The organism is Mesohalobacter halotolerans (assembly GCF_006120725.1).
Taxonomy (GTDB): domain Bacteria; phylum Bacteroidota; class Bacteroidia; order Flavobacteriales; family Flavobacteriaceae; genus Psychroflexus; species Psychroflexus halotolerans.
Genome location: NZ_SWMU01000001.1, coordinates 78,837 through 105,114 on the forward strand (window position 1 = coordinate 78,837; position 26,278 = coordinate 105,114).

Here is a 26,278-nt window from a genome sequence, read left to right on the forward strand (position 1 = left end):
TTAACGTAATATAATTAAAAGTTTAGAGTCTATGCGTTTAATTTTTCTTTAAAGTCATTTATGATGCCTCCTTTAAGCAAAACCTGAATTTGTCTTCCACTCATGGAATGTATAACCTTGATCTGTTTTTCTTCACCAGAAGCCTTAATCAATTTAATATTAATTTCTCTGCCATTTTTAACCTGTTCAATCATATTGTCAAGTGATATTTCATCATCTTGTTCAATCTTATCATAATCTGACTCATTTGTAAATTCAAGTGGTAAAATCCCAAAGTTGACTAAATTTTGCCAAGCTATTCTGGCATAACTCTTAGCCAATACAGCAACTTGCCCCAAATATTTTGGCGCTAATGCTGCGTGTTCTCGACTTGAACCTTGAGCGTAATTTTCAGCGGCAACAACAATGTGGCCACCATGACTATCTTTTGCTTCTAGTGCTCGGTCATGAAAGGTATCATCTATTACCGTAAAAGAATATTTGCTAATTTCAGGGAGGTTACTTCTTAACGGTAATACTTCTGCAACGGCTTTCAGAATTTCATCTGTAGAAATATTGTCACCCATTTTTAGTAAAATCGAAACGCGATAGCTGTCTTTTAATTCTGGTATTTCAGGTAAACTTTTAATGTTTTCACCTTTTTCAAGTTTAACAGACTCATGATCATCAATTGGAGCGATAAGCATTTCGCGATTAATCAATTCGTATGTTGGGTATTCAAATTTTGGATACGACATACCGTGCGATTTTTCTAAGGTTCGTGGGTCGGTTATTTTACCTGTTAAAGCAGAAGCCGCCGCTGTTTCCGGACTACATAAATGCATTTGATCGTCTTTTGTTCCACTTCTATCGGGAAAGTTTCTTGGCATGGTTCGCAAACTAATGGTTCCACTAGCCTGCGCTAATCCCATACCTATACAACCCATACAACCCGACTGGTGATATCGAGCGCCTGCTGTAATTAAGTTTGCAAATGTTCTGTTTTCAATCATATTTTGCATGACTTGGCGAGACGTTGGGTTGATGTCAAAACTTACTTCTGGACTTACATTTTGACCTTCAACAATTTTCCCCGCTATCCAAAAATCACGTAATCCGGGATTGGCAGATTAACCAATAACGACTTGACTTATCGACTTTCCTGCAACTTTCACAACAGGAACAACATTTCCTGGACTGGTTGGCAATGCAATGAGTGGCACTAAATCATCTAAAACAATTTCTTCATGGTATTGGTATTTGCAAGCTTTATCGGCTTTTAACTCGCTCCAATCGTCTTCTCTTTCTTGAGATTTTAAAAATTTTCTGGTTCCTTCATCACTGGGAAAAACTGTTGTTGTAGCGCCGAGCTCTGCACCCATATTGGCAATGACATGGCGATCCATAGCGCTTAATTCTTTTAAGCCTTCACCGTAATATTCAATAATTTTGCCTACACCACCTTTGACATCATGACGGCGAAGCATTTCTAAAATCACATCTTTGGCGCTTACCCAATCTGGTAATTTACCTGTTAATTTTACGCCCATCACTTCGGGCATTTTTACATAATACGGTTTACCCGCAATGGCTGCAGCAACGTCGATACCGCCAGTTCCTATGGCGAGCATTCCAAGAGAACCCGCTGCACAAGTGTGCGAATCTGAACCTACCATGGTTTTACCCGGTTTTCCAAACCTTTCCATATGAACTGGATGACTCACTCCATTGCCGGGACGGCTGAACCACAAGCCAAAGCGCTATGCTGCAGATTTTAAAAATCGATGATCGTCTGCATTCTTAAAATCGGTTTGTAGAAGGTTGTGATCTACATATTGCACGGCAACTTCAGTTTTAGCACGATCTAAATTCATGGCTTCAAGCTCAAGCTGAACCAAAGTTCCTGTCGCATCTTGCAAAAGCGCGTGATCAATTTTTTAAACCTATCTCGCTGCCGGGTTTTAATTCACTTTCTATCAGATGTGCTTTTATTAATTTTTCTGTGACGTTTAGTTTTTCCATAATAGATTTTTATTAAACATAACATTATAAAATGTTGAAAACAAAAGAATAACAAAACTTTAAAAATTCTCATCTGCATTCCATAAGGCGTTTAAATCTATTCTAAATTAAGTTTAAAAAAATGCAGCGTTTTGGTGGATAGTGCATTTAGCTTTACTTTTGTATTGAATTTTATTAAAATTTAAATAATGAGAGGAATCATCAAGTCTTCAATTGCCAGAAAAGTCGCTATGGCATTATCTGGTTTATTTTTAGTTGTGTTTTTGGCGCAACACTTTACCATCAATATTACTTCAGTAATTAGCCCAAATACCTTTAATGAATGGTCTCACTTTATGGGAACCAATGTTTTAGTTCAGGCCGTGTTGCAACCTATTTTGATTTTTGGGGTTGTATTTCACTTCGTTATGGGTTTTATTCTAGAATATCAAAACAGAAAAGCCAGAGGTGATGTTGGCTATTCTATATTTAGAGGGTCAGCAAACTCAAGCTGGTTCTCTAGAAATATGCTGATATCTGGAATTGTAATACTATTGTTTTTAGGATTACATTTTTATGATTTCTGGATTCCAGAGATTACAACCAAATATATCGAAGGCGATATGTCTGGTATGCACAATGGCGAATTCAGATATTATGAGGAAACCGTAGAAAAATTTGCCAATGATCCCTATAGAACCGGTTTGTATGTTTTAGCTTTTGTATTTTTAATTTTTCATTTATTGCACGGATTTTCCTCTGCTTTTCAATCTGTGGGCTTCAACAATAAATATTCAAAAGCCCTTAAAACTTTTACCAAAGCTTTTGCAATTGTTATTCCTCTTGGATTTGCTTTTATTGCTATTTTTCACTTCGTAACACATTTATAATTTTAGATTATGTCAAAATTAGATGCCAAAATACCTGAAGGTCCACTCGCAGAAAAGTGGACAAAACATAAAAACGATATTAATCTGGTTAATCCCGCTAATAAGAGAAACATTGATATTATAGTTATAGGTACAGGTTTAGCTGGAGCTTCTGCAGCAGCTACGCTTGCAGAATTAGGTTATAATGTTAAAACCTTTTGTTTTCAAGATTCGCCACGACGAGCACACTCCATTGCCGCTCAAGGCGGAATTAATGCTTCTAAAAACTATCAAGGTGACGGCGATTCTGACTACAGGTTATTTTACGATACAGTAAAAGGCGGTGATTACCGCTCACGCGAGGCTAATGTCTATAGATTAGCTGAAGTTTCTGGCAATATCATTGACCAATGTGTTGCACAAGGGGTGCCATTTGCTAGAGAATATGGTGGTTTACTTGATAATCGTTCTTTTGGTGGTGTTTTGGTCTCTAGGACATTTTATGCCAAAGGTCAAACAGGACAACAACTTTTACTCGGTGCGTATTCTGCAATGAACAGACAAATTAACCGTGGAAAAATAAAATCTTACACCCGTCACGAAATGATGGATGTAGTGCTCATTGATGGTAAAGCAAGAGGCATCATTGCTCGAGATATGATTAGTGGTGAAATAGAGAGACATTCTGCTCATGCTGTGGTTTTAGCTTCAGGAGGTTATGGTAATGTTTTCTTTTTATCAACTAATGCTATGGGTAGTAATGTCACGGCCGCTTGGCGTGCACATAAAAAAGGTGCATTTTTTGCCAACCCTTGTTTCACGCAAATTCACCCGACTTGTATTCCTGTTTCTGGTGAATTACAATCTAAATTAACCTTGATGTCCGAGTCGTTAAGAAACGATGGACGAATTTGGGTGCCTGCTAAAAAAGAAGATGCTGAAGCTATACGCGCTGGAAAACTCAAACCTACTGAAATCCCCGAAGAAGATAGAGATTATTATCTTGAAAGACGTTATCCGGCATTTGGAAATTTAGTCCCTCGTGATGTAGCTTCTAGAGCAGCTAAAGAACGCTGTGATGCTGGTTTTGGTGTGAATAAAACCGGTGAAGCTGTATACTTGGATTTTGCAAGTGCCATTGAACGTTATGGTAAAGAAAAAGCCTTTAGTTCAGGTATAGAAAATCCAACTCAAGAGCAAATCAAAAAGTTTGGTGATGAAGCCATTGAAAATAAATATGGTAATTTATTTGAAATGTATGAAAAAATCATAGATCAAAACCCATATCAAACACCGATGATGATTTATCCTGCGGTGCATTACACTATGGGCGGTTTATGGGTAGATTATAACTTAATGACAACGATTCCAGGTTGTTATGCTACTGGAGAAGCCAACTTCTCTGATCATGGTGCTAATCGTCTAGGTGCCTCTGCATTAATGCAAGGCTTGGCAGATGGATATTTTGTTTTACCTTATACTATTGGAGATTATCTGTCTGATGATATTAGAACAGGACCTATCCCAACAGATCACGAAGCTTTTGATGAAGCTGAAAAAGCAATTAAAGATCAACTTCAAAAATTGGTCGATATCAAAGGAGATACACCTGTTGATGATTTCCACAAAAAACTTGGAAAAATTATGTGGAATAAGTGTGGTATGGCTAGAAATGAAAAAGATTTAAAATCGGCTATTAATGAAATTGCGGAGCTCAGAGACGATTTTTATAAAAATGTAAGAGTGCCCGGTAAAGTCAGTGCCAAAAATGCTGAACTGGAAAAAGCCGCTCGTGTAGCTGATTTCTTAGAGTTAGGAGAATTGTTTGCGAAAGATGCATTACATAGAAATGAATCTTGCGGCGGTCACTTTAGAGATGAATACCAAACCCCTGAAGGTGAAGCTTTAAGAGATGATGAAAACTTCAGATATGTCGCCGCATGGGAATACAAAGGAGAACCTAAAGACGCTGTTTTACATAAGGAAGAATTAATTTACGATAATATAGAACTCAAAACGAGAAGTTATAAATAATAAAAAATTGTATTGAAATGAAACTAACATTAAAAATTTGGAGACAAGAAGATGCAAATGCAAAGGGTCGTTTTGAGACCTACAATATAGATGGCATTGAGGGAGATATGTCCTTCTTAGAAATGCTTGATGTTTTAAACGATGGTCTAGTAAGAGAAGGCAAAGAGCCTGTAGAATTTGATCACGATTGTCGAGAAGGTATTTGTGGAACTTGCTCATTACAAATTAACGGCGAACCTCATGGTCCAGACAGAAGAATTACGACTTGTCAATTGCACATGCGTCGTTTTAACGATGGTGATACCATTGTTATTGAACCCTTTAGAGCAAGAGCCTTCCCTATTGTAAAAGACTTGATAGTAGACCGTTCTGCATTTGACAGAATACAACAAGCTGGCGGTTTTGTTTCTGTGAATACTTCTGGAAATACCATAGATGCTAATAGCACCCCTATCGAAAAAGAAAAAGCAGATATGTCTTTTGACGCTGCGACCTGTATAGGTTGTGGTGCATGTGTGGCCGCTTGTAAAAATGCTTCTGCGATGTTATTTACCTCTGCTAAAGTATCTCAGTTTGCTTTATTGCCACAAGGTGAAGTTGAAGCCTCTGAGCGTGTGATGCATATGGTAGACCAGATGGATAAGGAAGGTTTCGGTAATTGCACCAATACCGGTGCTTGTGAAATAGAATGTCCAAAAGGCATTTCCCTTGAAAATATCGCCAGAATGAATCGTGAATATTTATCGGCTTCTGTGGCAGAGTAATTTTAGTTTGAAAACTCATTTTGACCTAAAAGATTTGTATTTAACTTAATATTTGAGGTTTTTAATTTAGTAATTTCTACAATAATTTTATGATTTTCTAACAACTCTGCGTTAGGGATTTCTACCTAGGCAGACAGGGCAGTGGAAATCCTGTTGTGAGGTACGAACAAAAGATTGTAGTGGAAAGCCCGACGGAGCCCAAAGGCGAGGGAATACCCTAAACCAAAAGTGCTACTGTTTGTATTTAGTCTTTTTGGTATTCTTGTTTTAAAATCTTAATATCTTCAATAGCTTCTTCAATCTCGTCGGGATTAGTGCCGTCGTAGATACCACGGATACGTTTTTCTTTATCGATAAGCACAAAGTTTTCAGTATGCACCATATCATATTTACCGCCGTCGCCAGTGGTTTTTGTCGTGAAATATGATTGTCGTGCTAGTTTATAAATCTGTTTTTTATCACCTGTCACCAAATGCCACTTCCCTTTTATCGCGTGGTGTTCGTCAGCATAAGTTTTTAAACGCTCTACATCATCAATGTTTGGCGTTACCGAATGGGATAACAGCATCACTTCGTCATCGTCCTTAAACGCTTGTTGAATACGCTGCATATGTTCTGTCATAATTGGACATATGGTCTGGCATGTGGTAAAAAAGAAGTCAGTGATGTAGATTTTATCTTTAAAGTCAGCCTGAGATATCGTGTCGCCATATTGATTGATTAGCTTAAAATCACTGATGCGGTGAAATTTACGAACCCGCTGCAAGGAAGAGTCCACCAATTCTTTGGTAAACTGATTGGGCTGATACACACGTAATCGAGGTTCTGGCTTGTACAAATTATAAATAATAGTCACAATGATGACCGACAAGATGAATAGCACCACGGCAATAAACTTATATCTCGCAAAAAACTTGATCATGCCATTTTTTTACAAAGATAACTATTGCTTGAGAGAGTGAGTCCGTTGAATATTCTCAATATTTTGTTAAGTTAAACATTTAAAAAAGGCATATTTTTTTATACAATTTTAAAAGTCTATTTTTGTCAACTTTTTGATATAAAAATTTTTATGGAAACCTTTTGGATAAAAGCTGCTCAACTCATTTTAAGTTTATCAATCCTTGTCGTCTTGCACGAATTGGGTCACTTTATACCGGCAAAACTGTTTAAAACTAAGGTTGAAAAGTTTTACCTCTTTTTTGATGTGAAGTTTTCTTTATTTAAAAAGAAAATTGGTGAGACGGTTTATGGCATTGGTTGGCTACCCCTTGGTGGTTATGTAAAAATTGCCGGAATGATAGATGAGAGTATGGATAAAGAACAAATGGCCAAACCTCCACAACCTTGGGAGTTTAGAAGCAAACCGGCTTGGCAACGTCTTATTATCATGTTGGGTGGCGTGACAGTAAATATTATCATTGGGATAGTGATTTACATTATGGTGCTTTTTGTTTGGGGCACAGATTATCTTCCAAAGGAAAATTTAAATAATGGTTTAGCAGTAAATGAAGTTTTATATGAATATGGTTTTCAAGATGGTGATATCATCCTGAGTATTGATGACGAACCTTTGAACAATCAACCTGAAGTCAATAAATATTTGATGTTGAGAAGTGTTGAAACGATTACCGTAGAGCATCAAGATGGAAGTATTGAAACTATTGACATCCCGGAAGATATTGGGAGTCAGCTCTTTCAAAAAGGTGTTATGGTTCCGTTTGGCCTTAAGTTAGAGCCGGTTATCGACTCCGTTCTACCCAATGAACCGGGAAAAATTGCTGGCTTAAAAAAAGGTGATAAAATGCTGGCCGTAGATGGTCAACCTACGCCCTATTGGGATGATTTTACTAAAGCAGTCGCCGATGCAAAATCAGATACAATTCAATTGACTTATATGAATACCAACGAAGAAGAAGTCGATACTCAAATTATTTTAAATGAAGATAAGAAGATAGGTATTGCCGTCCAAAATTCACTTGCCGGGCAATTTGAACATAAAAACTATTCCTTGTCTGAGAGTTTTGCTTCTGGGTTTAGTTATGGCTACTGGACTTTAAGAGATTATATCGCTCAATTTAAATATGTATTTACTAAAAAAGGCGCGACTCAAGTTGGCGGTTTTGGAGCTATAGGAAGCCTCTTTCCTTCCGCATGGGACTGGCAATCCTTTTGGATGACTACAGCTTTTATATCTATAATTTTAGCTTTTATGAACATTTTACCTATTCCTGCACTAGATGGCGGACATGTTGTCTTTTTGCTTTATGAAATGTTAAGCGGAAGAAAGCCAAACGAAAAAGTTTTGGAGTACGCACAAATGATTGGGTTTTTCTTACTTATTGCATTAGTACTTTTTGCAAATGGTAATGATATCTATCGTTTTATTTTTGATAACTAAAATGACATTATTTTTTCAAAAATTGAAAAATAAGTTTTTGATATTTAAAATTTAAATTATATTTGCACTCGCAAAATTCCTCCTTAGCTCAGTTAGTTAGAGTCCCGCACATGCGGGATTAATCAGAGGAGCTAATGAGATTGAAATAAAAGAGTTAAATTCCTCCTTAGCTCAGTTGGTTAGAGTCCCGCACATGCGGGATTAATCAGAGGAGCTAATGAGATTGAAATAAAAGAGTTAAATTCCTCCTTAGCTCAGTTGGTTAGAGTCCCGCACATGCGGGATTAATCAGAGGAGCTAATGAGATTGAAATAAAAGAGTTAAATTCCTCCTTAGCTCAGTTGGTTAGAGCATCTGACTGTTAATCAGAGGGTCCAAGGTTCGAGTCCTTGAGGAGGAGCAAAAACAGCCTAGCAAAACGCTAGGTTTTTTGCTTTGTAGATGTTTTACGTTTATATTTTATTTTCTGAAAAGTTTGACAAATATTACGTCGGTTCTTCTCAAAATCCTTGGAAGAGACTACAAATACACAACACTTCAACATTTAATACATTTACCTCAAAATACAGACCTTGGGTGTTGAAAGCAGTTTTTAAAGCTGGCAAAACTCGTGGTAAAGCTGAAAAAATTGAATGTGCATCCCAAATTTATTGATGTAATTCGTTGAGAGATTGATTCTTTCTTGCTTAAATCATAAAAATTTATTTTAAAATAATAACTAAACAATTAAGCTTTTTTAACCTACTCACAATAAAAAATAATATTTTTGAACTTTAATTCAGTTTCATGAAAAACGATAAAATTGCCATCATTGGTTTAGGCTATGTTGGATTGCCTTTAGCGCGTCTTTTTGCTACAAAATACAAAGTTTTTGGTTTTGATATTAATCCAACAAGAGTAGATTTGCTTAATTCTGGACACGACGACACTTTAGAGGTTGAAGATGACATTCTACAGAATGTTTTAATTCAAAAAAAAGATATAAACAAAGAAGAAGCCGGCTTATTTTGTACGACTTCACTTTCAGATATTAAGTCCTGCAATATTTTTATTATTACCGTTCCTACACCTGTCGACAAAAACAACCGCCCCATCTTAACCCCGCTAATTAAAGCCTCGACAAGTGTTGCTCAAGTTCTTAAAAAAGGAGATGTTGTTATTTATGAGAGTACAGTGTATCCGGGGGCGACAGAAGATGAATGTGTCCCAGTTTTAGAACAACATTCTAATCTTAAATACAATGAAGATTTTTTTGTGGGGTATTCTCCAGAAAGGATAAATCCAGGTGATAAAAAACATACTGTAGAAAAAATACTAAAAGTCACCTCTGGCTCAACACCGAAAATTGGTGAAAAAATTGACAACTTATACAAAGAAGTTATTACGGCTGGTACACATTTAGCCCCAACTATTAAGGTTGCAGAAGCTGCCAAAGTCATAGAAAACTCCCAACGCGATATCAATATTGCTTTTGTCAACGAACTGGCTAAAATATTCAACCTTATGAATATCGATACCAAAGCTGTTCTAGAGGCCGCTGGAACCAAATGGAATTTTTTACCCTTTAAACCTGGCCTTGTAGGCGGACACTGTATTGGTGTTGACCCCTACTATTTAGCTCAAAAGGCACAAGAAATAGGTTACCACCCAGAAATTATTTTAGCAGGAAGACGACTTAATGATTCAATGGGTGAATACGTTGCAAGTCAAGTGGTAAAACTTATGCTTAAAAATGATCTTAAAGTCAAAAGTGCAGATGTATTGGTTTTAGGGATAACTTTTAAAGAAAACTGTCCAGATGTTCGCAATACAAAAGTTGTTGATGTAGTAAAACAACTGCATGATTATGAAACGCAAGTGACAATATTTGATCCTTGGGCAAACCCTAAAGAAGTTAATCAAGAATATGGTTTAAAATCTTACATGGAACTACCTCAAAAAAAGTTTGAAGCTATCGTACTCTGTGTCGCACACGAAAAGTTCAAAAAATTAAATTTTAATCAGCTGAAAAAACCTAATGCAGTAATTTACGACGTTAAAGGTGTTCTAGGTAATATCAGTGATGGGAAACTTTAAATACTAATACCATTGATCGATATGATAAACGACAAGATTGAAAAACTGCAAGGAAAAACCATACTCATTACCGGTGCTGCCGGATTTATTGGCTCTAATTTATGTGAGTTTCTATCAAATCATCATATCACTGTAAGAGGTATTGACAATTTTGCTACAGGGCACAGAAAAAATATTCAAAATTTAAAAGCACACAAAAATTTTGAGTTTATACAAGGAGACATTTGTAATTTAAAGGACTGTCAATCAGCTTGTCAGGGCGTAGATTTTGTGCTCCATCAGGCCGCCTTGGGTTCTGTCCCTCGCTCTATTGAGGATCCTATTCGAACCAATGACGCCAATATCAATGGCTTTTTAAATATGCTTGTGGCTTCAAAAGATCAAGGTGTACAACGCTTTGTTTACGCTGCGAGTTCGTCTACGTATGGAGATTCTAAATCGCTTCCTAAAGTTGAGCAAAATATTGGCAAACCTCTTTCGCCTTACGCCATAACAAAATATGTTAATGAATTATATGCTGATAATTTTAAACGCATATATGATTTAGATAGCGTTGGTTTGAGATATTTCAATGTCTTTGGGAGAAAACAGGATCCCAATGGTGCTTATGCTGCCGTAATTCCAAAATTTGTGATTCAGTTGATGAAGCACCAAAGCCCAGTTATTAATGGCGATGGTACTTATTCTAGAGATTTCACCTATATTGATAATGTTATTCAAATGAATATTTTGGCTATTACCACAGATCATGAAGACGCACTAAACCAAGTTTACAATACAGCTGTAGGAGATCGAACAACAATATTAGAAATGGCCAATTTGCTAAAAACCTATTTATCTGAATTTGATTCTAAAATTGCAGATATAAAAATCAAACACGGACCAAACCGAAAAGGCGACGTTCCTCATTCTTTAGCTTCAATAGAAAAAGCTCAAAAATACCTTGGTTATCAACCCAGTCACAAATTTAAAGAAGGCCTTCAAGAAGCTATAAAATGGTATTGGAAACACTATTAATACTTAAGATTAAAAATTTTTTAAAACAATTAAATGTCAAAATCAAACAATATTCTCATAACTGGTGGAGCTGGATTTATAGGAAGTCACGTCGTAAGACTTTTTGTAAAGAAGTATCCCAAAAGTCACATTTACAACCTAGATGCACTTACCTATGCAGGAAACCTTGAAAACCTTAAAGATATTGAGAATGCTAAGAACTACACCTTTTTAAGAGTTGATATTTGTAATCAAAAAAAAATTAAATCCCTTTTTGAAAAGTATCAATTTGACACTATAATTCATCTGGCAGCCGAATCGCATGTCGATCGTTCAATCAGCAATCCCTTTGCATTTGTAGAAACTAATATTATGGGAACTTTAAATCTACTTCATGCTGCTCATCACCTATGGAAAGATAGTAATGATAAGCATCTTTTCTATCACATAAGTACAGACGAAGTCTACGGAACACTTGGATCAACCGGTCTTTTCACAGAAGATACGTCTTATGACCCCAATTCGCCATATTCAGCTTCAAAAGCAGGTTCTGACCACTTTGTAAGAGCCTTTGGAGAGACTTACGGTTTGCCTTATGTCATTAGTAATTGCTCTAATAATTATGGACCAAACCAATTTCCGGAGAAATTAATTCCACTTTTTATCAATAATATCATCAACAAAAAAGCCTTACCCGTCTATGGTGATGGCAATTATACTCGTGATTGGCTTTATGTGATTGATCATGCTGAGGCTATCGACTTAATCTATAATCAGGGCAGTATTGGTGAAACCTACAATATAGGCGGTTTTAATGAATGGAAAAATATTGACCTTGTAAAAGTTTTATGCCAACAAATGGACACTAAGCTTGGGCGAAGACTAGGTGAAAGTGAGAACCTCATCAACTTTGTAAAAGATAGACCGGGTCACGATTTAAGATATGCGATTGATGCGACCAAAATCAATAAAAACTTAGGCTGGAAACCCTCAGTGACTTTTGAAGAAGGCTTATCTAAAACCATAGATTGGTACCTCGACAACGAAACTTGGCTAAAAAACGTGACGAGCGGCGATTATCAGAAGTATTATGATGAACAATATAAATAGATTTTAAGATTATTAACTTTGCATTTTTTAAAGCCCAAAATCAATAGAACAATGAAAGGTATTATTCTTGCCGGCGGCTCAGGCACGAGGTTGCATCCATTGACTTTAGCAACTTCAAAACAACTATTGCCTATATATGATAAGCCCATGATATATTACCCGCTATCGGTGTTAATGCTAGCTGGAATCAAAGATATCTTAGTGATTTCAACACCTACAGATTTACCTAATTTTAAAAGACTACTCGGTGATGGTTCTAAATATGGCATCAATCTAAATTATGCAGAACAGCCCTCGCCAGATGGTTTAGCACAAGCTTTTATTATTGGTGATGAATTTATCGGAAACGATGATGTATGTTTAGTCTTAGGCGACAACATCTTTCACGGTGCAGGCTTGCAAAATCTTTTGTCCAATGCAGTTAAAACTGTTGAAAGTGATCAAAAAGCTGTTATTTTTGGGAATTATGTCAATGACCCAGAACGTTATGGTGTCGCAGAATTTGATCAAGAAAAAAATGTGGTTAGTATAGAAGAAAAACCAAGCATACCCAAGTCAAATTACGCCGTTGTAGGTCTTTATTTCTATCCCAATTCTGTTATTAATGTTGGTCAAAATGTAACACCTTCAAATCGTGGAGAACTTGAAATCACCTCTGTCAATCAGTATTACTTAAAAGAAAACAGCTTAAAGATGCAAATCTTAAGTCGTGGTTTTGCCTGGTTAGACACGGGTACGCATGAGGCCCTGACCGAAGCGACTGAATTTGTAAAAGCGGTTGAAAAAAGAACTGGATTGAAGATTGCATGTTTAGAAGAGATTGGTTTAAGTAAATCCTGGATCAAAAAAGAAGAGGTTCGAAATAATATTAAAAACCTTAAAGGAAACTACTACGACTATTTAAAATCTATTGTAAAATAAAGTTCATGAAAAAAACCGCTATAATTGTCTCAGGTTACTTTAATCCTATTCATAAAGGACATTTGGAGTATTTTCATAATGCAAAAACTCATGCTGATGAATTATTTGTCATTGTCAATAATGATCACCAAAGAAAACTTAAAGGAAGTAAAGCTTTTCAGGATGAGGACGAGCGCATGATTATTGTCAGTAATATCAAACCCGTTGACAAAGCATTTTTGTCTATAGATAAAGACCGAACCGTAAAAGCCAGTATTCAAAAGATTGTAGAAAATTACGAAGGTCAATATAATTTTATTTTTGCTAATGGTGGCGATCAGGACAACCAGAGCATCCCGGAAGCAGAAATATGCAATGAATTGGGAGTAAAACTCTTAGATGGTCTTGGAGATAAAATTCAATCCAGCAGCTGGCTTTTGAAAAGCAAATAATATGACAGTAAAAGAGACAGCTTTAAAAGGTTGCTTTACCATTCAGCCTAATGTTTTTGAAGACAAACGCGGTTATTTTTTTGAAAGTTTTAACCAAGGAAAGTTTGAGGAACACATTGGAATAAAAATTGATTTTGTTCAAGACAATGAATCAAAATCTCAAAAAGGCGTATTACGAGGTTTGCATTTCCAAATTCCGCCTTATGCACAAGCTAAACTAGTGAGAGTCGTTCAGGGTGAAGTTTTAGATGTCGCAGTCGATTTGAGAAAAGACTCTCCAACATTTGGAAAACATCAAAGTGTGTTATTGACTGCAAAGAATAAAACACAATTTTTTATGCCGCGTGGCTTTGCCCATGGGTTTTTAGTGCTCAGTGATACTGCAATTTTTTCTTACAAGATTGATAATGTTTATGCCCCTGATCATGATACAGGTATTATTTGGAATGATAAAGACTTAAACATTGATTGGCAATTTGAAAAGGAAAAGCTCATATTGTCTGAAAAGGATAAAAATCTTCAGAGCTTTAAAAATTTTAAATCCCCTTTCTAAAACCAAATTCTAAAGTCTATCTAAAGTAATTTCTATAGTCAATTTAGTTTGGGCTCAATAGCGTAAACGCATATAAAATCTTCAATTTCATAAAACTTAAGATGGTAATGTTTTTTTAAACCTTGATAAGTGACTTCAGCATCTGTGGTAGAAGCCTTAAAATCAAAATCTACGACATATATATCGTGTAAAAACAACAAGCCCTGCTTCCCAAACAATTTATACAAAGACTCCTTGGCACCCCAAACAATAGTCAGTTTTTTAATTAAATCCTTTCGACCTAACGAACGATATTCTTCTATCGGTGTAAATTTTGGAGCAATGCGCTTAATCTTTTCACGTTGTTTTTCAATATCAACACCAACTTTTCTATCACTTACAATAACGACCGTAAAGTTATACGAATGTGATATTGAAATATGTTTACCATCTTTTAAATGAGGTTTGCCGTTATCGTCATATTCCAAGTCAAAATCGGTATAACCAAAGTTTTGTAGCAAATGTCTAATGCTCATAAACGCCCTTTGGTGTATTTCAGATTTCATCGCTTCAAAGCGTTCTTTACAGTAATCAGATAGCTCAATACCACTTGAAAGTTCTACTAAAGATTCTTCAACTTTCCAAATCTGCAATCTTGAAGTTTCATCTATTGTTATTGTTTTGTAAACGGGCATAGCATTGTAAAGATTATGTTTATTTTTGCGAAAAATTCAAACAAATATACAAGATGAGTTCAAAACCCAATACTTACGTTCCTTACAAAGTTAAAGATATTTCACTCGCAGAATGGGGCCGAAGAGAAATCGAACTAGCAGAAGCCGAAATGCCAGGCCTAATGTCTTTAAGAGAAGAATATGGAGACAAAAAACCTTTGAAAGGAGCCAGAATTGCCGGATGTCTACACATGACTATTCAAACCGCAGTTCTCATTGAAACTTTAGTTGAGCTCGGTGCAGAAGTCACTTGGAGTTCTTGTAATATTTTTTCAACACAAGACCATGCTGCCGCCGCTATAGCCGATGCTGGTATCGCTGTTTATGCTTGGAAAGGCATGACCGAAGAAGAGTTTAATTGGTGTATTGAACAAACTTTATTTTTTGGTGAAGAACGTAAACCGCTCAATTTAATCTTGGACGACGGCGGTGATTTAACCAATATGGTTTTAGATGAATTTCCTGAATTGACAAAAGGTATTAAAGGGCTTTCTGAAGAAACTACGACTGGTGTTCACCGTTTATACGAGCGTATGAAAAAAGGCACTTTACCTATTCCTGCTATTAATGTGAACGACAGTGTAACAAAATCTAAATTTGACAATAAATACGGTTGCCGTGAGTCTGCTGTAGATGCCATAAGACGGGCAACTGACACCATGCTTGCGGGAAAAAAAGTCGTGGTTTGTGGCTATGGCGATGTGGGCAAAGGAACGGCAGCCTCGTTTAAAGGGGCCAATGCAATTGTTACCATCACAGAAATTGATCCGATTTGTGCCCTTCAAGCAACCATGGATGGCTTCGAGGTCAAGCGTTTAGAGACAGTTTTGGACAAAGCTGATATTGTCATAACAACTACCGGAAACAAAGACATTGTTCGTGGGGAGCACTTTAAGGCTATGAATGACAAAACTATCGTTTGTAATATTGGCCATTTTGACAATGAAATTGACGTGGCTTGGTTAAAAAATAATGCGGAAGAAAAAGTAGAAATCAAACCACAAGTTGATAAATATACCATTGACGGCAAAGATATTATTCTATTAGCTGAAGGGCGTTTAGTTAACCTTGGTTGTGCAACCGGCCACCCAAGTTTTGTGATGAGCAACTCTTTTACTAATCAGACTTTAGCACAAATGGAATTGTGGGAGAATGAAGATAAATACAAAAATGAAGTTTACATGTTGCCTAAGCACCTTGATGAAAAAGTCGCAGAGCTACACTTAAGCCGAATTGGTGCTGAACTCACAAAACTCAAACAAGACCAAGCCGATTATATCGGCGTTGAAGTCAAAGGGCCGTTTAAGCCTGAATATTACAGGTATTAAAAGTTTATAAAACAACAAGAAGGATAAATCAAATTTAAACTTCACAGGTTACGTTGACAGAGAGAATTCGAAGTCAAACCTGTGAGGTTTTTTTAGTTATAAATTATCATTTTGTTTAATTTTTTTTGAGGGATACAACTAATCAATTTTTGATTTCAATTGATTTTTTAAATTTTAAAGATAAAGCCTACTTGCAAAAAACAATAAGCTTGAGTAGTTTTGAAGCATGACCAAACCAATTCAACTTCTCAAAAAACACTTTGGCTACGACAGTTTCAAACCCAATCAAGAAGCTGTTATTCAGTCTATTTTAGAAGCTCAAGATGTTCTAGCTATTATGCCAACTGGCGGAGGAAAGTCGATTTGTTTTCAATTGCCAGCTTTAATGCTCGACGGTGTTGCTATTGTCATTTCACCGCTTATAGCTTTGATGAAAGACCAAGTCGATGCGCTGAGAGCGAATGGTATTTCTGCTCATTTTTACAATAGCTCGCAATCTCAAGATGTTCAAAATGAAGTGTTGCAAAGTCTTCACAACCAAACTACTAAATTGCCTTATGTAGCCCCTGAGAGTTTAAAAATTTTGTTACCACATCTCAATAATTCAAAAATCAGTTTGTTTGCTATTGATGAAGCCCATTGTATTTCGGCTTGGGGTCATGATTTTAGACCTGCTTACAAAGAGTTGGGCAGTTTAAAACAAGTTTTTCTAAAATCCCTGTGGCTGCCTTTACCGCAACAGCCGATGTGGCTACACAAGATGATATTTTAAATCAACTCAATATTCCTAAGGCCAAAAAATTTGTGAGTTCGTTTAATCGGAAAAACCTTTATCTTGAAGTCAGACCTGGTACTAAAAGAATACAACAGATTTTACAATTTTTAAAAGGGCGAAAAGAAGAGAGTGGAATCATTTACTGTCTAAGCAGAAAGAGCACAGAAACACTGGCAAACAAGTTAAATGATTATGGTTATAAGGCAAAAGCTTATCATGCGGGCTTAGATGCCGAAGTCCGCAGTGAAATACAAAACGACTTTGTAAGTGATAAAACACCAATTATCGTTGCTACCATTGCTTTTGGCATGGGCATCGACAAAAGTAATGTGCGTTGGGTTATTCATTATAATTTGCCCAAAAATATCGAAAGCTACTATCAAGAAATAGGTCGTAGCGGTCGCGACGGTCTGCCAGCGCATACCTTATTATTTTACAGTTATGCCGATGTTGTGCAGCTCCAAAGATTTATTGAAAATGCTACCAACAAAGAAATTCAAGAAGCTAAACTCAAACGTATGCAACAATTTGCAGAAGCTTTAAGTTGTAGACGAATTGCCTTGCTTAATTATTTTGGTGAACATACCGCTGAAAAATGCAACAATTGTGATAATTGTAAAGTCCCACCTCAATTTTTTGGCGGCACTATTTTAACTCAGAAAGTTTGCTCAGCTGTTTATCGATTACAACAAAATGAACCTTTAAATATGATAGTCGATGTGTTGCGTGGTTCAAGAAATGCTCAGGTCTACGATAAAGGTTATCAAAATATTAAAACTTACGGAGCTGCGCGTGATGTCTCATGGCTAGACTTACAACAGTATATCATTCAGATGATTAACCAAGGTATTCTGGAAATTCGTTTTCACGAAGGCGGTCGCTTGTTACTGACGCCTTTGGCAAAAAAAATCTTATTTAAAGACTATAAAGTAAAGCTGGCTCGACCTCAATTGAAACCAAAAACCCCAGAACTAGACGATACCATTGCAATTGAAAAGTCGGGTTTATTTGAAGAACTTCGACAATTGAGAAAAGAAATTGCTGATAAAGAAAATGTGCCTCCTTATATTGTTTTTAGTTATGCTAGCTTAAGAGATATGGAAAAACAGTTGCCAAAAGACGGGAAAGATTTTCTACAAATCAGCGGTGTTGGTGAGGCTAAAAACAAAAAATATGGCCGTCAATTTTTAGCAATCATTAAAACTTATCTTAATGACAGAAGTAAGCCCAAACCCAAAAAGAAAACTAAAAAAACCCCTACAGAGCACATTACTTTTCAATATTACCAAGAGGGTTTAAACATTTCTGAAATAGCACAAAAAAGAGAATATACAGAAGGTACGATATACGGACACCTCATAAAATTGCACAAAGCCGGCAAACCCATTGACCTTTGGCAATTTATAACCAAAGCAGAAGTTGAAAGCATCGTAAAAGCAAAAGCAAAATTAGACTTAGAAGAAGAAGCCCTAAAACCCTATTATGAGTATTTTAAAGAAAAAATGCCGTATTGGAAAATCAAAATGGGATTGTATTTAGCTGAAAACAATTAACCAATTTAAAAATGGGGTTATTTGAAAATTTGAAATTGTAGTAAAAGGATAGAAGAATTATTTTCTAGTGTAGCAATTAAAATTCACAAAGACAAACCCTTTAGTTTTACGTTTCAAAACGCAAAATTATAACTATATTTGCGTTTTTAAACGAAATTTTATGATAAAGAGGGCTTTAGAAGATAATATAATAGAACGTCTCGAAAGAAATAAAATACTCTATATACCAGGCCCAAGGCAAGTTGGTAAAACAACCTTATTAAAAACAATTAAGTTCAGTCTAAAAGAACCTATTTTGTGGCTAAACGGTGATGAAGCTGACGTAAGAGCTATGCTTTTAAATTCAACATCAACCAAGTTAAATCAAATCATTGGAGATAATAAGACTGTTATAATTGATGAAGCCCAAAGAATAAACAATATAGGTTTGGTTTTAAAATTGATAAAAGATAATATTGAAAGTGTTGATATTATTGTGACAGGGTCTTCTGCATTTGAATTGTCTTCCAAAATAAACGAGCCTTTAACAGGCAGAAAAATAGACCTGTTTTTATATCCAATTTCTTTTGTGGAAATGGAAAGGCATACCTCACGACTAGAAGAAAAAAGGCTTCTTGATCATAGACTTATTTATGGCTCTTATCCTGAAGTTATAACATCTCACGGTCATGAAAAAGAAGTTCTAAGAGGTTTAACAGATGGTTACTTGTATAAAGATATTTTTGCCTTAGACTACATCAAAAAGCCAAGTCTTATAGAAAAGTTATTACAAGCCCTTGCTTTACAATTAGGCCATGAAGTGTCATATAATGAGTTATCAAAACTCATTGGAGCCGATAATGAAACTGTTGAACGGTATATAAACTATTTAGAGCAAGCCTATGTCATTTTTAAGCTCAACTCTTTCAGCAAGAACCATAGAAACGAAATCAAAAAAGGAAAAAAAATATATTTTTATGACAATGGCATCAGAAATGCAATAATAAAAAACTTCAACCCATTGTCACTAAGACAAGATACAGGAGCTTTATGGGAAAACTATTTAATTGTTGAAAGAGCTAAAAAAAACAATTATACCCATCAATGGATTAATACGTATTTCTGGAGAACATTCTCTCAAAATGAGATCGATTACATAGAAGAAAGAGATGGTATATTGTATGGTTTTGAGTTTAAATGGAATAAAAAAAAGAAACCAAAAATGCCAAAATCTTTTAAAGAGAATTACCCTCAATCAAAATTTGAAGTTATAAATAGAGAAAACTATACTGATTTTATAACGCACAACTCTAAAATCTAAACGGGTTTATTTATGTTTTTTCAAGGTATAATTTTCCATTAATTTTATAGCTTTTGCTAAACTGGAAATACTCGCCTAACGCTTTTGGTTTTTCCTAAACCTTATATTCAGCATTTCAATGATTAATGAAAAGAACACGGCAAAATAGATGTAGCCTTTAGGCACGTGATAGTGCAAAGCTTCAACAAAAAGCATAAACCCAATCAGGATTAAAAACGACAGTGCTAAAATCTGAATGGTTGGATACTTGTTGACAAAATCACTCACTTTTTTGGCAAAAATCATCATGACAATGATGGAAACGATGACGGCAATGATCATCAAAATGATTTCTTCTGTTAGTCCAACCGCAGTGAGAATAGAATCAAAAGAAAACACTAAATCTAAAGCAACGATTTGAACAATAGCTTTACTAAACGAACTCACGTTTTTGACCGCGGTTTCCTTCTCGTCACCTTCGACTTTATGGTGAATTTCAAAAATACTTTTCAGAATTAAAAAGGTGCCTCCAACTGCTAGGATAATGTCTCTCCAACTCAAATCAAAATTAAAAATACTCAAAACGGGCTCAGTTAAACCAATGATCCAGGTGATGCTGAAGAGTAAAGCAATCCTTATTAACAAAGCCAAAGTCAAACCGACATACATGCTTTTTTGCTGTTGATCTTTTGGGAGTTTACCGGAAATAATAGAAATAAAAATGATGTTGTCTATGCCCAAAACAATCTCCATGAAAATTAATGTGAGTAAGGATATCCAGATTTCGGGTTGAAGAAAAATTTCCATAAAGCTGTGGTGATTAGAATAAAATTATTTCAAAATCAAAATTAACATATAAAATTTACATTTTGATTTCTAAAGAGATGCATTGTTGAAATATAAAACCACAATAGCTACAGTACAATTTTGCAATTGAATTGCAAAATTGTACGTTTAGATAAACTAAAAGTTGATATTTTATTCTTGTTTTTTACTCCAATCCAATAGATTTTACAAGTAACTTAAAATCCTCCTCTTTTTTATTAGCGATCAAAAATCGCACTTCTTCAATTTTTGAGAAGTTGAAATTTGGTAAGTCTAAAGCTCTACCTCGAAATTGAGGTGAAAATCCACTTAATTTCAACTTTATAGTTTGCCATTCGCCATTGGTTTTGAATTCCTGAACATAAGATTGCGGTTGACTTTGATCTCCCTTCAGTCGAAATTGGTAGTTTTTACCATCACCTTTAAGATACAGTATTACATGTTGATATTCTGAATTGATTTGTATATTGGTAAGCAGTCTCATAGAAGCAAACCCACCGTTATTCTCTAAAGAGACATGTCCTGAAAATTGTCCATATCCTTTTTCAGTTAAGGTGAGTTTACTCTCCGATAAACCACCCATGACACCATCGTTGACGATCTGCCATTCCTCAGTTGAATTGGCTTGTGGAAATGAAAAAATAGTCTGTTGTGCATTAACGCTCATACCTAAACATATTAAAATCAAAGTTAATCTTAGAGAGATCCTCATATTATTTTGAATTGGGTAAAGTTTTAAATCCCATATTATAAAGCGTAAACGCAAAAATATCAACTTGTTCTTGTATAATCATAGAGGTTGGTTTACCTGCACCGTGACCCGCATCAGTTTCAATACGAATCAAAACTGGGTTATCCCCTGCTTGCTTGGCTTGCAACTCCGCTGCAAACTTAAAGCTATGGGCTGGCACAACTCTGTCATCGTGGTCGCCTGTTGTGATTAAGGTTGCCGGATATTCAGTACCTTCTTCCACGTTATGAACTGGCGAATATCCATAAAGGTATTCAAACATCTCTTTACTATCTTCTGAAGTTCCATAATCGTAAGCCCAACCTGCACCTGATGTAAAGGTATGATAGCGCAACATATCTAAAACACCAACAGCGGGCAAAGCGACTTTCATCAAATCAGGACGTTGGGTCATAGTTGCTCCAACTAATAGACCGCCGTTAGAACCACCACGAATCGCTAGATAGTCTGAAGAAGTGTAGTTTTTACTAATCAAAAATTCTCCTGCAGCAATGAAATCGTCAAACACGTTTTGTTTTTTCATTTTGGTCCCAGCTTTATGCCAAGCTTTTCCGTATTCGCCACCTCCACGGAGATTGGCAACTGCATAAACGCCGCCTTGTTCTAACCAAATGGTATTGGCTGTACTGAAACTGGGAGTCAATGAAATATTGAAACCCCCATAACCATATAAAATTGTTGGATTTTGTCCGTTAAGCTCTAAACCTTTTTTATGGGTAATAATCATTGGGATTTTTGTTCCATCTTTAGAAGTATAAAAAACTTGCTTGCTTTCATAGTTTTCTGTATTAAAGTCGATCGCAGATTTTCTATATAATTCAGATTTACCATTTTCAATATCATATTTATAAATTGACCCTGGCGTGACGTAATTTGTAAAACGGTAATATAATTCTGTTTCGTCTTCTTTTGCCCCAAAACCACTTATTGTCCCAATGCCCGGCAGCTCGACTTCCCGAACGAGTTTTCCTGTTTTATCATATTGTTTTACCTGAGAAATGGCATCGACCATATATTCGGCAAAAATATATCCACCACCAGTTGATGGGCTGAGTACATTTTCGGTTTCCGGAATTACATCTGTCCAGTTTTCTGGAGAAAGTTCAGGAAAAGTTGCACTGACTATTCGGCCATTTGGTGCTTGATGATTAGTGTACATAATAATTCTTTCGCCGTCATTATCTAAGATACTCACATCACTTTGGTAATTATTCATAACCGGAATAAGCTTGGGGTTTTCGCTAGTTAAATCTTTTACAAACAGCTGATTGCCAGAAGTCGATTTAGAAGCCGAGACAATTAAAAAACGATTATCTTCAGTTACACTTCCTCCAACATAACGGTGTTTTTCTTCTAATGTTCCTCCAAATATCACCTCATCATTCTTTTGAGATGTGCCGAGTTTATGATAATATAATTTATGCTGGTCTGTTTTGGCAGAGAGTTCACTGCCTTCAGGTTTGTCATAACTGGAATAGTAAAACCCATCGTTAGCTTTCCATGAAATTCCACTAAACTTAACATCTTTAATGGTATCTTCCATTACAGCTTTGGTTTCTGCATTCATGACAATAATCTTACGCCAGTCACTTCCACCTTCAGATATTGAATGTGCAGAAATTGACCCGTCTTCTGAAAAACTTAAGCCTGCCAATGATGTTGTGCCATCATCACTAAATGTATTTGGGTTTAAAAACACTTCGGCATCAGCTTCTGTCTGGTCTTTTTTGTAGCGATAAATTACCGATTGGTTTTGCAGTCCATCGTTTTTAGAAAAATACACATAATCGCCTTCAAAAAAAGGTGCGCCAACTTTTTCATAATTCCATATTTCAGTCAGGCGTTTGTTTAACTTATCTCTATAAGGAATGTCTTTAAGAAAAGACTGCGTGACTTTATTTTGTGCTTTGACCCAAGCTTCGGTTTCTTCACTACGGTCGTCTTCCAACCAACGATAAGGATCTTTCACTTCGGTACCGAAATAAGTATCTACAGTATCAACTGTTTTGGTTTCAGGGTATGTAATTGCTGGTGTTGGAGTAGATTTTAAGTTGTCTTGGCAAGCACTCATGGTAATGCAAATTATCAAAAGGGTTAAAAGCGGTTTCATATTGTTATATTTTTGTTTTAAAAATACTAAAATAAAATCGATATGATTACTAAAAACGTGAGTTCGACTAATAACGTATAATGTTTTTTAACTCAAAAGATGAAAAATAACAATTATATTTTCATCATAAAGCCTAATTTCGATACTCCCGAGATATTCGGGATTCTTCGTTTTACTCCAAAAAATCACCTGCCTGCCGGCGAGGCAGACTCAATTTGAAGGCTTTACAAAACTGAATTATTTAAATCTTACTCAGGTTTAAAGTAAAAAACCGACCTGTTGAAAGATCGGTTTTTATGTTCAGAATACTTATGATAAATTATGAGCCACACATCAAACAGTCATCGCCTTCAGATTCTTTGGATTGTTTGATTAATTGCTTTAACTCTTCGGGTGATAGTGATGAATTATCAGGAGCGACGACATTTTTGTTTTTAGCCTCGTGCTGCTTTAGTTTTTCAGCATTAGCTTCGGCAACTTTTTCTGTGCTTTGTTCTGCTGGTAATTCCTGAGTTTTCTTTTCCTTTTTAAGGGTAAACTTAATCGCATCAACAGCAGATTTTGTTCTCAGGTAATACATACCAGTTTTTAAGCCACTTTTCCATGCGTAAAAGTGCATAGAAGTCAATTTAGCTAAAGTTGCACCTTCCATAAAGAGGTTGAGTGACTGCGACTGATCGATGAAATAGCCACGCTGACGACTCATATCGATAATATCTTTCATAGAAAGTTCCCAAACGGTTTTATAAAGTTCTTTGATATCTTCTGGAATAATGTCGATATTTTGAACTGAACCGTTGGCACGCATAATGGCGTCTTTAACTTCGTCGGTCCATAAGTCACGATCAACTAGGTCTTTGAGCAAGTGTTTATTGACGACAATGAACTCTCCTGAAAGTACTCTTCTAGTATAAATATTTGAAGTATATGGTTCGAAGGCTTCATTGTTGCCAAGGATTTGAGATGTCGATGCTGTAGGCATTGGCGCTAGGAGTAAGGAATTTCTTACACCGTTTTCTTTAACTTTATCTCTTAGGGCTTCCCAATTCCATCGTCCACTAAGGTCTTTGTCTTTTAATCCCCATAAATTATACTGGAATTCGCCTTGACTAATTGGTGAGCCTTCATAACTTGAATAGGTTCCTTCAACTTTTGCTAATTCCATAGAAGCTTCCACAGAAGCATAGTATAAGGTTTCAAAAATTTCTTGATTTAGTTTTTTGGCTTTATCACTTGTAAATGGCAGTCTTAACATTATAAAAGCATCTGCCAATCCTTGAATTCCTAAACCAACAGGTCGATGACGCATGTTAGAGTTTTCGGCTTCTTTAACAGGATAGTAGTTTCTGTCAATAACTTTATTTAAGTTTTTGATGACACGCTTAGTGATTTTGTATAATTCTTTATGGTCAAAATCACCATCTTTTACAAACATTGGTAAAGCGATTGAGGCTAAATTACAAACTGCAACTTCATCTGGACTAGTATATTCTAAAATTTCAGTACACAGGTTTGAAGATCGGATTGTTCCCAGATTTTTTTGATTTGATTTTCTATTGGCTGCATCTTTATACAGCATATATGGTGTTCCCGTTTCTATTTGAGATTCTAAAATCTTTTCCCACAGCTCTCTGGCTTTTATGGTCTTTCGGCCTCGACCTTCTTTTTCATATTTTTCATAAAGGGCTTCAAATTCTTCGCTATGGCTATCAAAGAGGTCTGGACATTCGTTAGGGCACATCAGCGTCCATTCACCATTTTCCTCAACGCGTTTCATAAACAAGTCTGGCACCCACATGGCATAAAACAAATCTCTAGCTCGCATTTCCTCTGCACCGTGATTTTTTTTGAGGTCAAGGAAATTCATAATGTCTGCGTGCCAAGGTTCGATATAAATGGCAAAAGATCCTTTACGTTTTCCACCACCTTGGTCAACATATCTTGCCGTATCATTAAATACACGAAGCATAGGAACGATACCATTAGAAGTACCATTGGTTCCAGCAATATATGAACCTGTGGCTCTAATATTGTGAATAGATAACCCAATACCACCGGCAGATTGGGAAATTTTGGCTGTTTGTTTAAGGGTGTCATAAATCCCATCGATACTGTCTTCTTTGGTGGTTAACAAGAAGCAAGATGACATTTGTGGTTTGGGTGTTCCGGAGTTAAATAAAGTTGGTGTCGCATGTGTAAAATACTTTTTGGACATCAACTCATAGGTTTCGAGTGCCGCATCAATATCATCAATGTGAATTCCTATAGATACACGCATCAACATGTGTTGTGGGCGCTCTGCTATTTTACCATCAAGCTTTAAGAGGTAGGAACGTTCTAAGGTTTTGAACCCAAAATAGTCGTAGTTGAAGTCACGACTGTAAATAATATGAGAATCTAAAGTGTCCTTGTGCTCTTCAATTACTTTGTAAACTTCATCTGAAAGTAATGGTGCTTTTTTACCTGTATGTGGATTGACATATTCGTACAGATCTGTCATGACCTCGCTAAAGGTCTTTTTTGTATTTTTATGTAAATTAGAAACAGACACTCTTGCGGCAAGCTGAGCATAATCAGGATGAGTCGTTGTCATCGTTGCAGCTACTTCTGCGGCGAGGTTGTCCAATTCGCTAGTGGTTACACCATCGTATAAACCTTCAATGACACGCATGGCGACTTTGGTCGGTTCAACTAATGGGCTTAAGCCGTAGCATAGTTTTTTAATTCGGGCAGTAATCTTATCGAACATTACCGGCTCCTTTTGTCCGTTTCGTTTTATGACATACATGGTAAAATAGTTTTAGGTTAA

At 36.0% G+C, this 26,278-nt stretch carries 21 protein-coding genes, 1 tRNA gene and 1 pseudogene; 16 read left to right on the forward strand and 7 right to left on the reverse strand.

Annotated elements, in window-relative coordinates:
- Positions 1-29: 29 nt before the first annotated feature.
- Positions 30-2,001: pseudogene (locus FCN74_RS00370) on the reverse strand (aconitate hydratase).
- Between the two features lie 188 nt (positions 2,002-2,189).
- Between FCN74_RS00370 and FCN74_RS00375 the strand changes: the two are divergent.
- Genes FCN74_RS00375 through FCN74_RS00385 form a run of 3 tightly spaced genes read left to right on the forward strand, consistent with a single transcriptional unit; the run spans position 2,190 to position 5,647 of the window.
- Positions 2,190-2,870, forward strand: a complete 681-nt coding sequence (locus tag FCN74_RS00375) for a succinate dehydrogenase cytochrome b subunit (RefSeq protein ID WP_138930620.1) — start codon at positions 2,190-2,192, stop codon at positions 2,868-2,870.
- Between the two features lie 9 nt (positions 2,871-2,879).
- The gene (locus FCN74_RS00380) at positions 2,880-4,883 is read left to right on the forward strand and encodes a fumarate reductase/succinate dehydrogenase flavoprotein subunit (RefSeq protein ID WP_138930621.1); all 2,004 of its coding nucleotides are present in this window, start codon (positions 2,880-2,882) and stop codon (positions 4,881-4,883) included.
- A gap of 17 nt (positions 4,884-4,900) precedes the next feature.
- Positions 4,901-5,647, forward strand: a complete 747-nt coding sequence (locus FCN74_RS00385) for a succinate dehydrogenase/fumarate reductase iron-sulfur subunit (RefSeq protein ID WP_138930622.1) — start codon at positions 4,901-4,903, stop codon at positions 5,645-5,647.
- A 244-nt stretch (positions 5,648-5,891) separates the two neighbouring features.
- Here the strand turns inward: FCN74_RS00385 and FCN74_RS00390 are convergent, their stop codons facing one another.
- A complete protein-coding gene (locus FCN74_RS00390) occupies positions 5,892-6,569 on the reverse strand; it encodes an SCO family protein (protein ID WP_138930623.1) in 678 nt (225 codons plus the stop codon).
- A 150-nt stretch (positions 6,570-6,719) separates the two neighbouring features.
- Between FCN74_RS00390 and rseP the strand changes: the two genes are divergently transcribed.
- The 9 genes from rseP (at position 6,720) to rfbC (ending at position 14,135) form a co-directional block, all read left to right on the forward strand.
- Positions 6,720-8,048, forward strand: a complete 1,329-nt coding sequence (gene rseP / locus FCN74_RS00395; protein WP_138930624.1) for an RIP metalloprotease RseP — start codon at positions 6,720-6,722, stop codon at positions 8,046-8,048.
- A 326-nt stretch (positions 8,049-8,374) separates the two neighbouring features.
- A tRNA-Asn gene (locus tag FCN74_RS00400) sits at positions 8,375-8,448 on the forward strand.
- 41 nt (positions 8,449-8,489) lie between these two features.
- Positions 8,490-8,702, forward strand: a complete 213-nt coding sequence (locus tag FCN74_RS00405; RefSeq protein ID WP_138930625.1) for a GIY-YIG nuclease family protein — start codon at positions 8,490-8,492, stop codon at positions 8,700-8,702.
- A gap of 132 nt (positions 8,703-8,834) precedes the next feature.
- Complete coding sequence (locus tag FCN74_RS00410; protein WP_138930626.1) at positions 8,835-10,124, forward strand: nucleotide sugar dehydrogenase; 1,290 nt, start codon at positions 8,835-8,837, stop codon at positions 10,122-10,124.
- Positions 10,125-10,145: 21 nt separating this feature from the next.
- Entirely contained in the window at positions 10,146-11,141 is a 996-nt protein-coding gene (locus FCN74_RS00415; RefSeq protein WP_138930627.1) for an SDR family oxidoreductase, read from the forward strand.
- 33 nt (positions 11,142-11,174) lie between these two features.
- A complete protein-coding gene (gene rfbB / locus FCN74_RS00420; protein WP_138930628.1) occupies positions 11,175-12,230 on the forward strand; it encodes a dTDP-glucose 4,6-dehydratase in 1,056 nt (351 codons plus the stop codon).
- Between the two features lie 51 nt (positions 12,231-12,281).
- Entirely contained in the window at positions 12,282-13,151 is an 870-nt protein-coding gene (rfbA, locus tag FCN74_RS00425) for a glucose-1-phosphate thymidylyltransferase RfbA (RefSeq protein ID WP_138930629.1), read from the forward strand.
- Between the two features lie 5 nt (positions 13,152-13,156).
- Entirely contained in the window at positions 13,157-13,582 is a 426-nt protein-coding gene (locus FCN74_RS00430; protein ID WP_138930630.1) for an adenylyltransferase/cytidyltransferase family protein, read from the forward strand.
- A 1-nt stretch (position 13,583) separates the two neighbouring features.
- Positions 13,584-14,135, forward strand: coding sequence for a dTDP-4-dehydrorhamnose 3,5-epimerase (gene rfbC / locus FCN74_RS00435; RefSeq protein WP_138930631.1), 552 nt, complete (start codon positions 13,584-13,586; stop codon positions 14,133-14,135).
- Between the two features lie 38 nt (positions 14,136-14,173).
- Here rfbC and FCN74_RS00440 read toward each other — a convergent pair whose 3' ends face one another.
- Positions 14,174-14,809, reverse strand: a complete 636-nt coding sequence (locus FCN74_RS00440; RefSeq protein WP_138930632.1) for a 4'-phosphopantetheinyl transferase family protein — start codon at positions 14,807-14,809, stop codon at positions 14,174-14,176.
- A gap of 53 nt (positions 14,810-14,862) precedes the next feature.
- Here FCN74_RS00440 and ahcY point away from each other — a divergent pair, with 53 nt between their 5' ends.
- The 4 genes from ahcY to FCN74_RS00455 all read left to right on the forward strand — a co-directional run bounded on the left by ahcY (position 14,863) and on the right by FCN74_RS00455 (position 19,804).
- Positions 14,863-16,176 carry an adenosylhomocysteinase gene (gene ahcY / locus FCN74_RS00445; RefSeq protein WP_138930633.1) on the forward strand — a complete coding sequence of 438 codons (1,314 nt, stop codon included), beginning with the start codon at positions 14,863-14,865 and terminating at the stop codon, positions 16,174-16,176.
- Between the two features lie 226 nt (positions 16,177-16,402).
- On the forward strand, positions 16,403-16,948 hold the full coding sequence (locus FCN74_RS12305) for a DEAD/DEAH box helicase (RefSeq protein ID WP_317128748.1): 546 nt from the start codon (positions 16,403-16,405) through the stop codon (positions 16,946-16,948).
- Positions 16,897-18,504 (forward strand): RecQ family ATP-dependent DNA helicase, encoded by a 1,608-nt coding sequence (locus tag FCN74_RS00450; protein ID WP_317128749.1) that lies wholly within the window; start codon positions 16,897-16,899, stop codon positions 18,502-18,504. Before FCN74_RS12305 ends, FCN74_RS00450 begins: the two co-directional genes overlap by 52 nt.
- A gap of 160 nt (positions 18,505-18,664) precedes the next feature.
- A complete protein-coding gene (locus FCN74_RS00455) occupies positions 18,665-19,804 on the forward strand; it encodes an ATP-binding protein (RefSeq protein ID WP_138930634.1) in 1,140 nt (379 codons plus the stop codon).
- Positions 19,805-19,879: 75 nt separating this feature from the next.
- Here the strand turns inward: FCN74_RS00455 and FCN74_RS00460 are convergent, their stop codons facing one another.
- From FCN74_RS00460 to FCN74_RS00475, 4 genes are all read right to left on the reverse strand, one after another.
- A complete protein-coding gene (locus tag FCN74_RS00460; RefSeq protein ID WP_138930635.1) occupies positions 19,880-20,590 on the reverse strand; it encodes a TerC family protein in 711 nt (236 codons plus the stop codon).
- A 184-nt stretch (positions 20,591-20,774) separates the two neighbouring features.
- Positions 20,775-21,275 (reverse strand): CIA30 family protein, encoded by a 501-nt coding sequence (locus FCN74_RS00465; RefSeq protein ID WP_138930636.1) that lies wholly within the window; start codon positions 21,273-21,275, stop codon positions 20,775-20,777.
- Positions 21,276-21,321: 46 nt separating this feature from the next.
- Complete coding sequence (locus tag FCN74_RS00470) at positions 21,322-23,430, reverse strand: prolyl oligopeptidase family serine peptidase (RefSeq protein WP_394348021.1); 2,109 nt, start codon at positions 23,428-23,430, stop codon at positions 21,322-21,324.
- Positions 23,431-23,788: 358 nt separating this feature from the next.
- Positions 23,789-26,257 carry a ribonucleoside-diphosphate reductase subunit alpha gene (locus tag FCN74_RS00475; RefSeq protein WP_138930638.1) on the reverse strand — a complete coding sequence of 823 codons (2,469 nt, stop codon included), beginning with the start codon at positions 26,255-26,257 and terminating at the stop codon, positions 23,789-23,791.
- Positions 26,258-26,278: the final 21 nt, after the last annotated feature.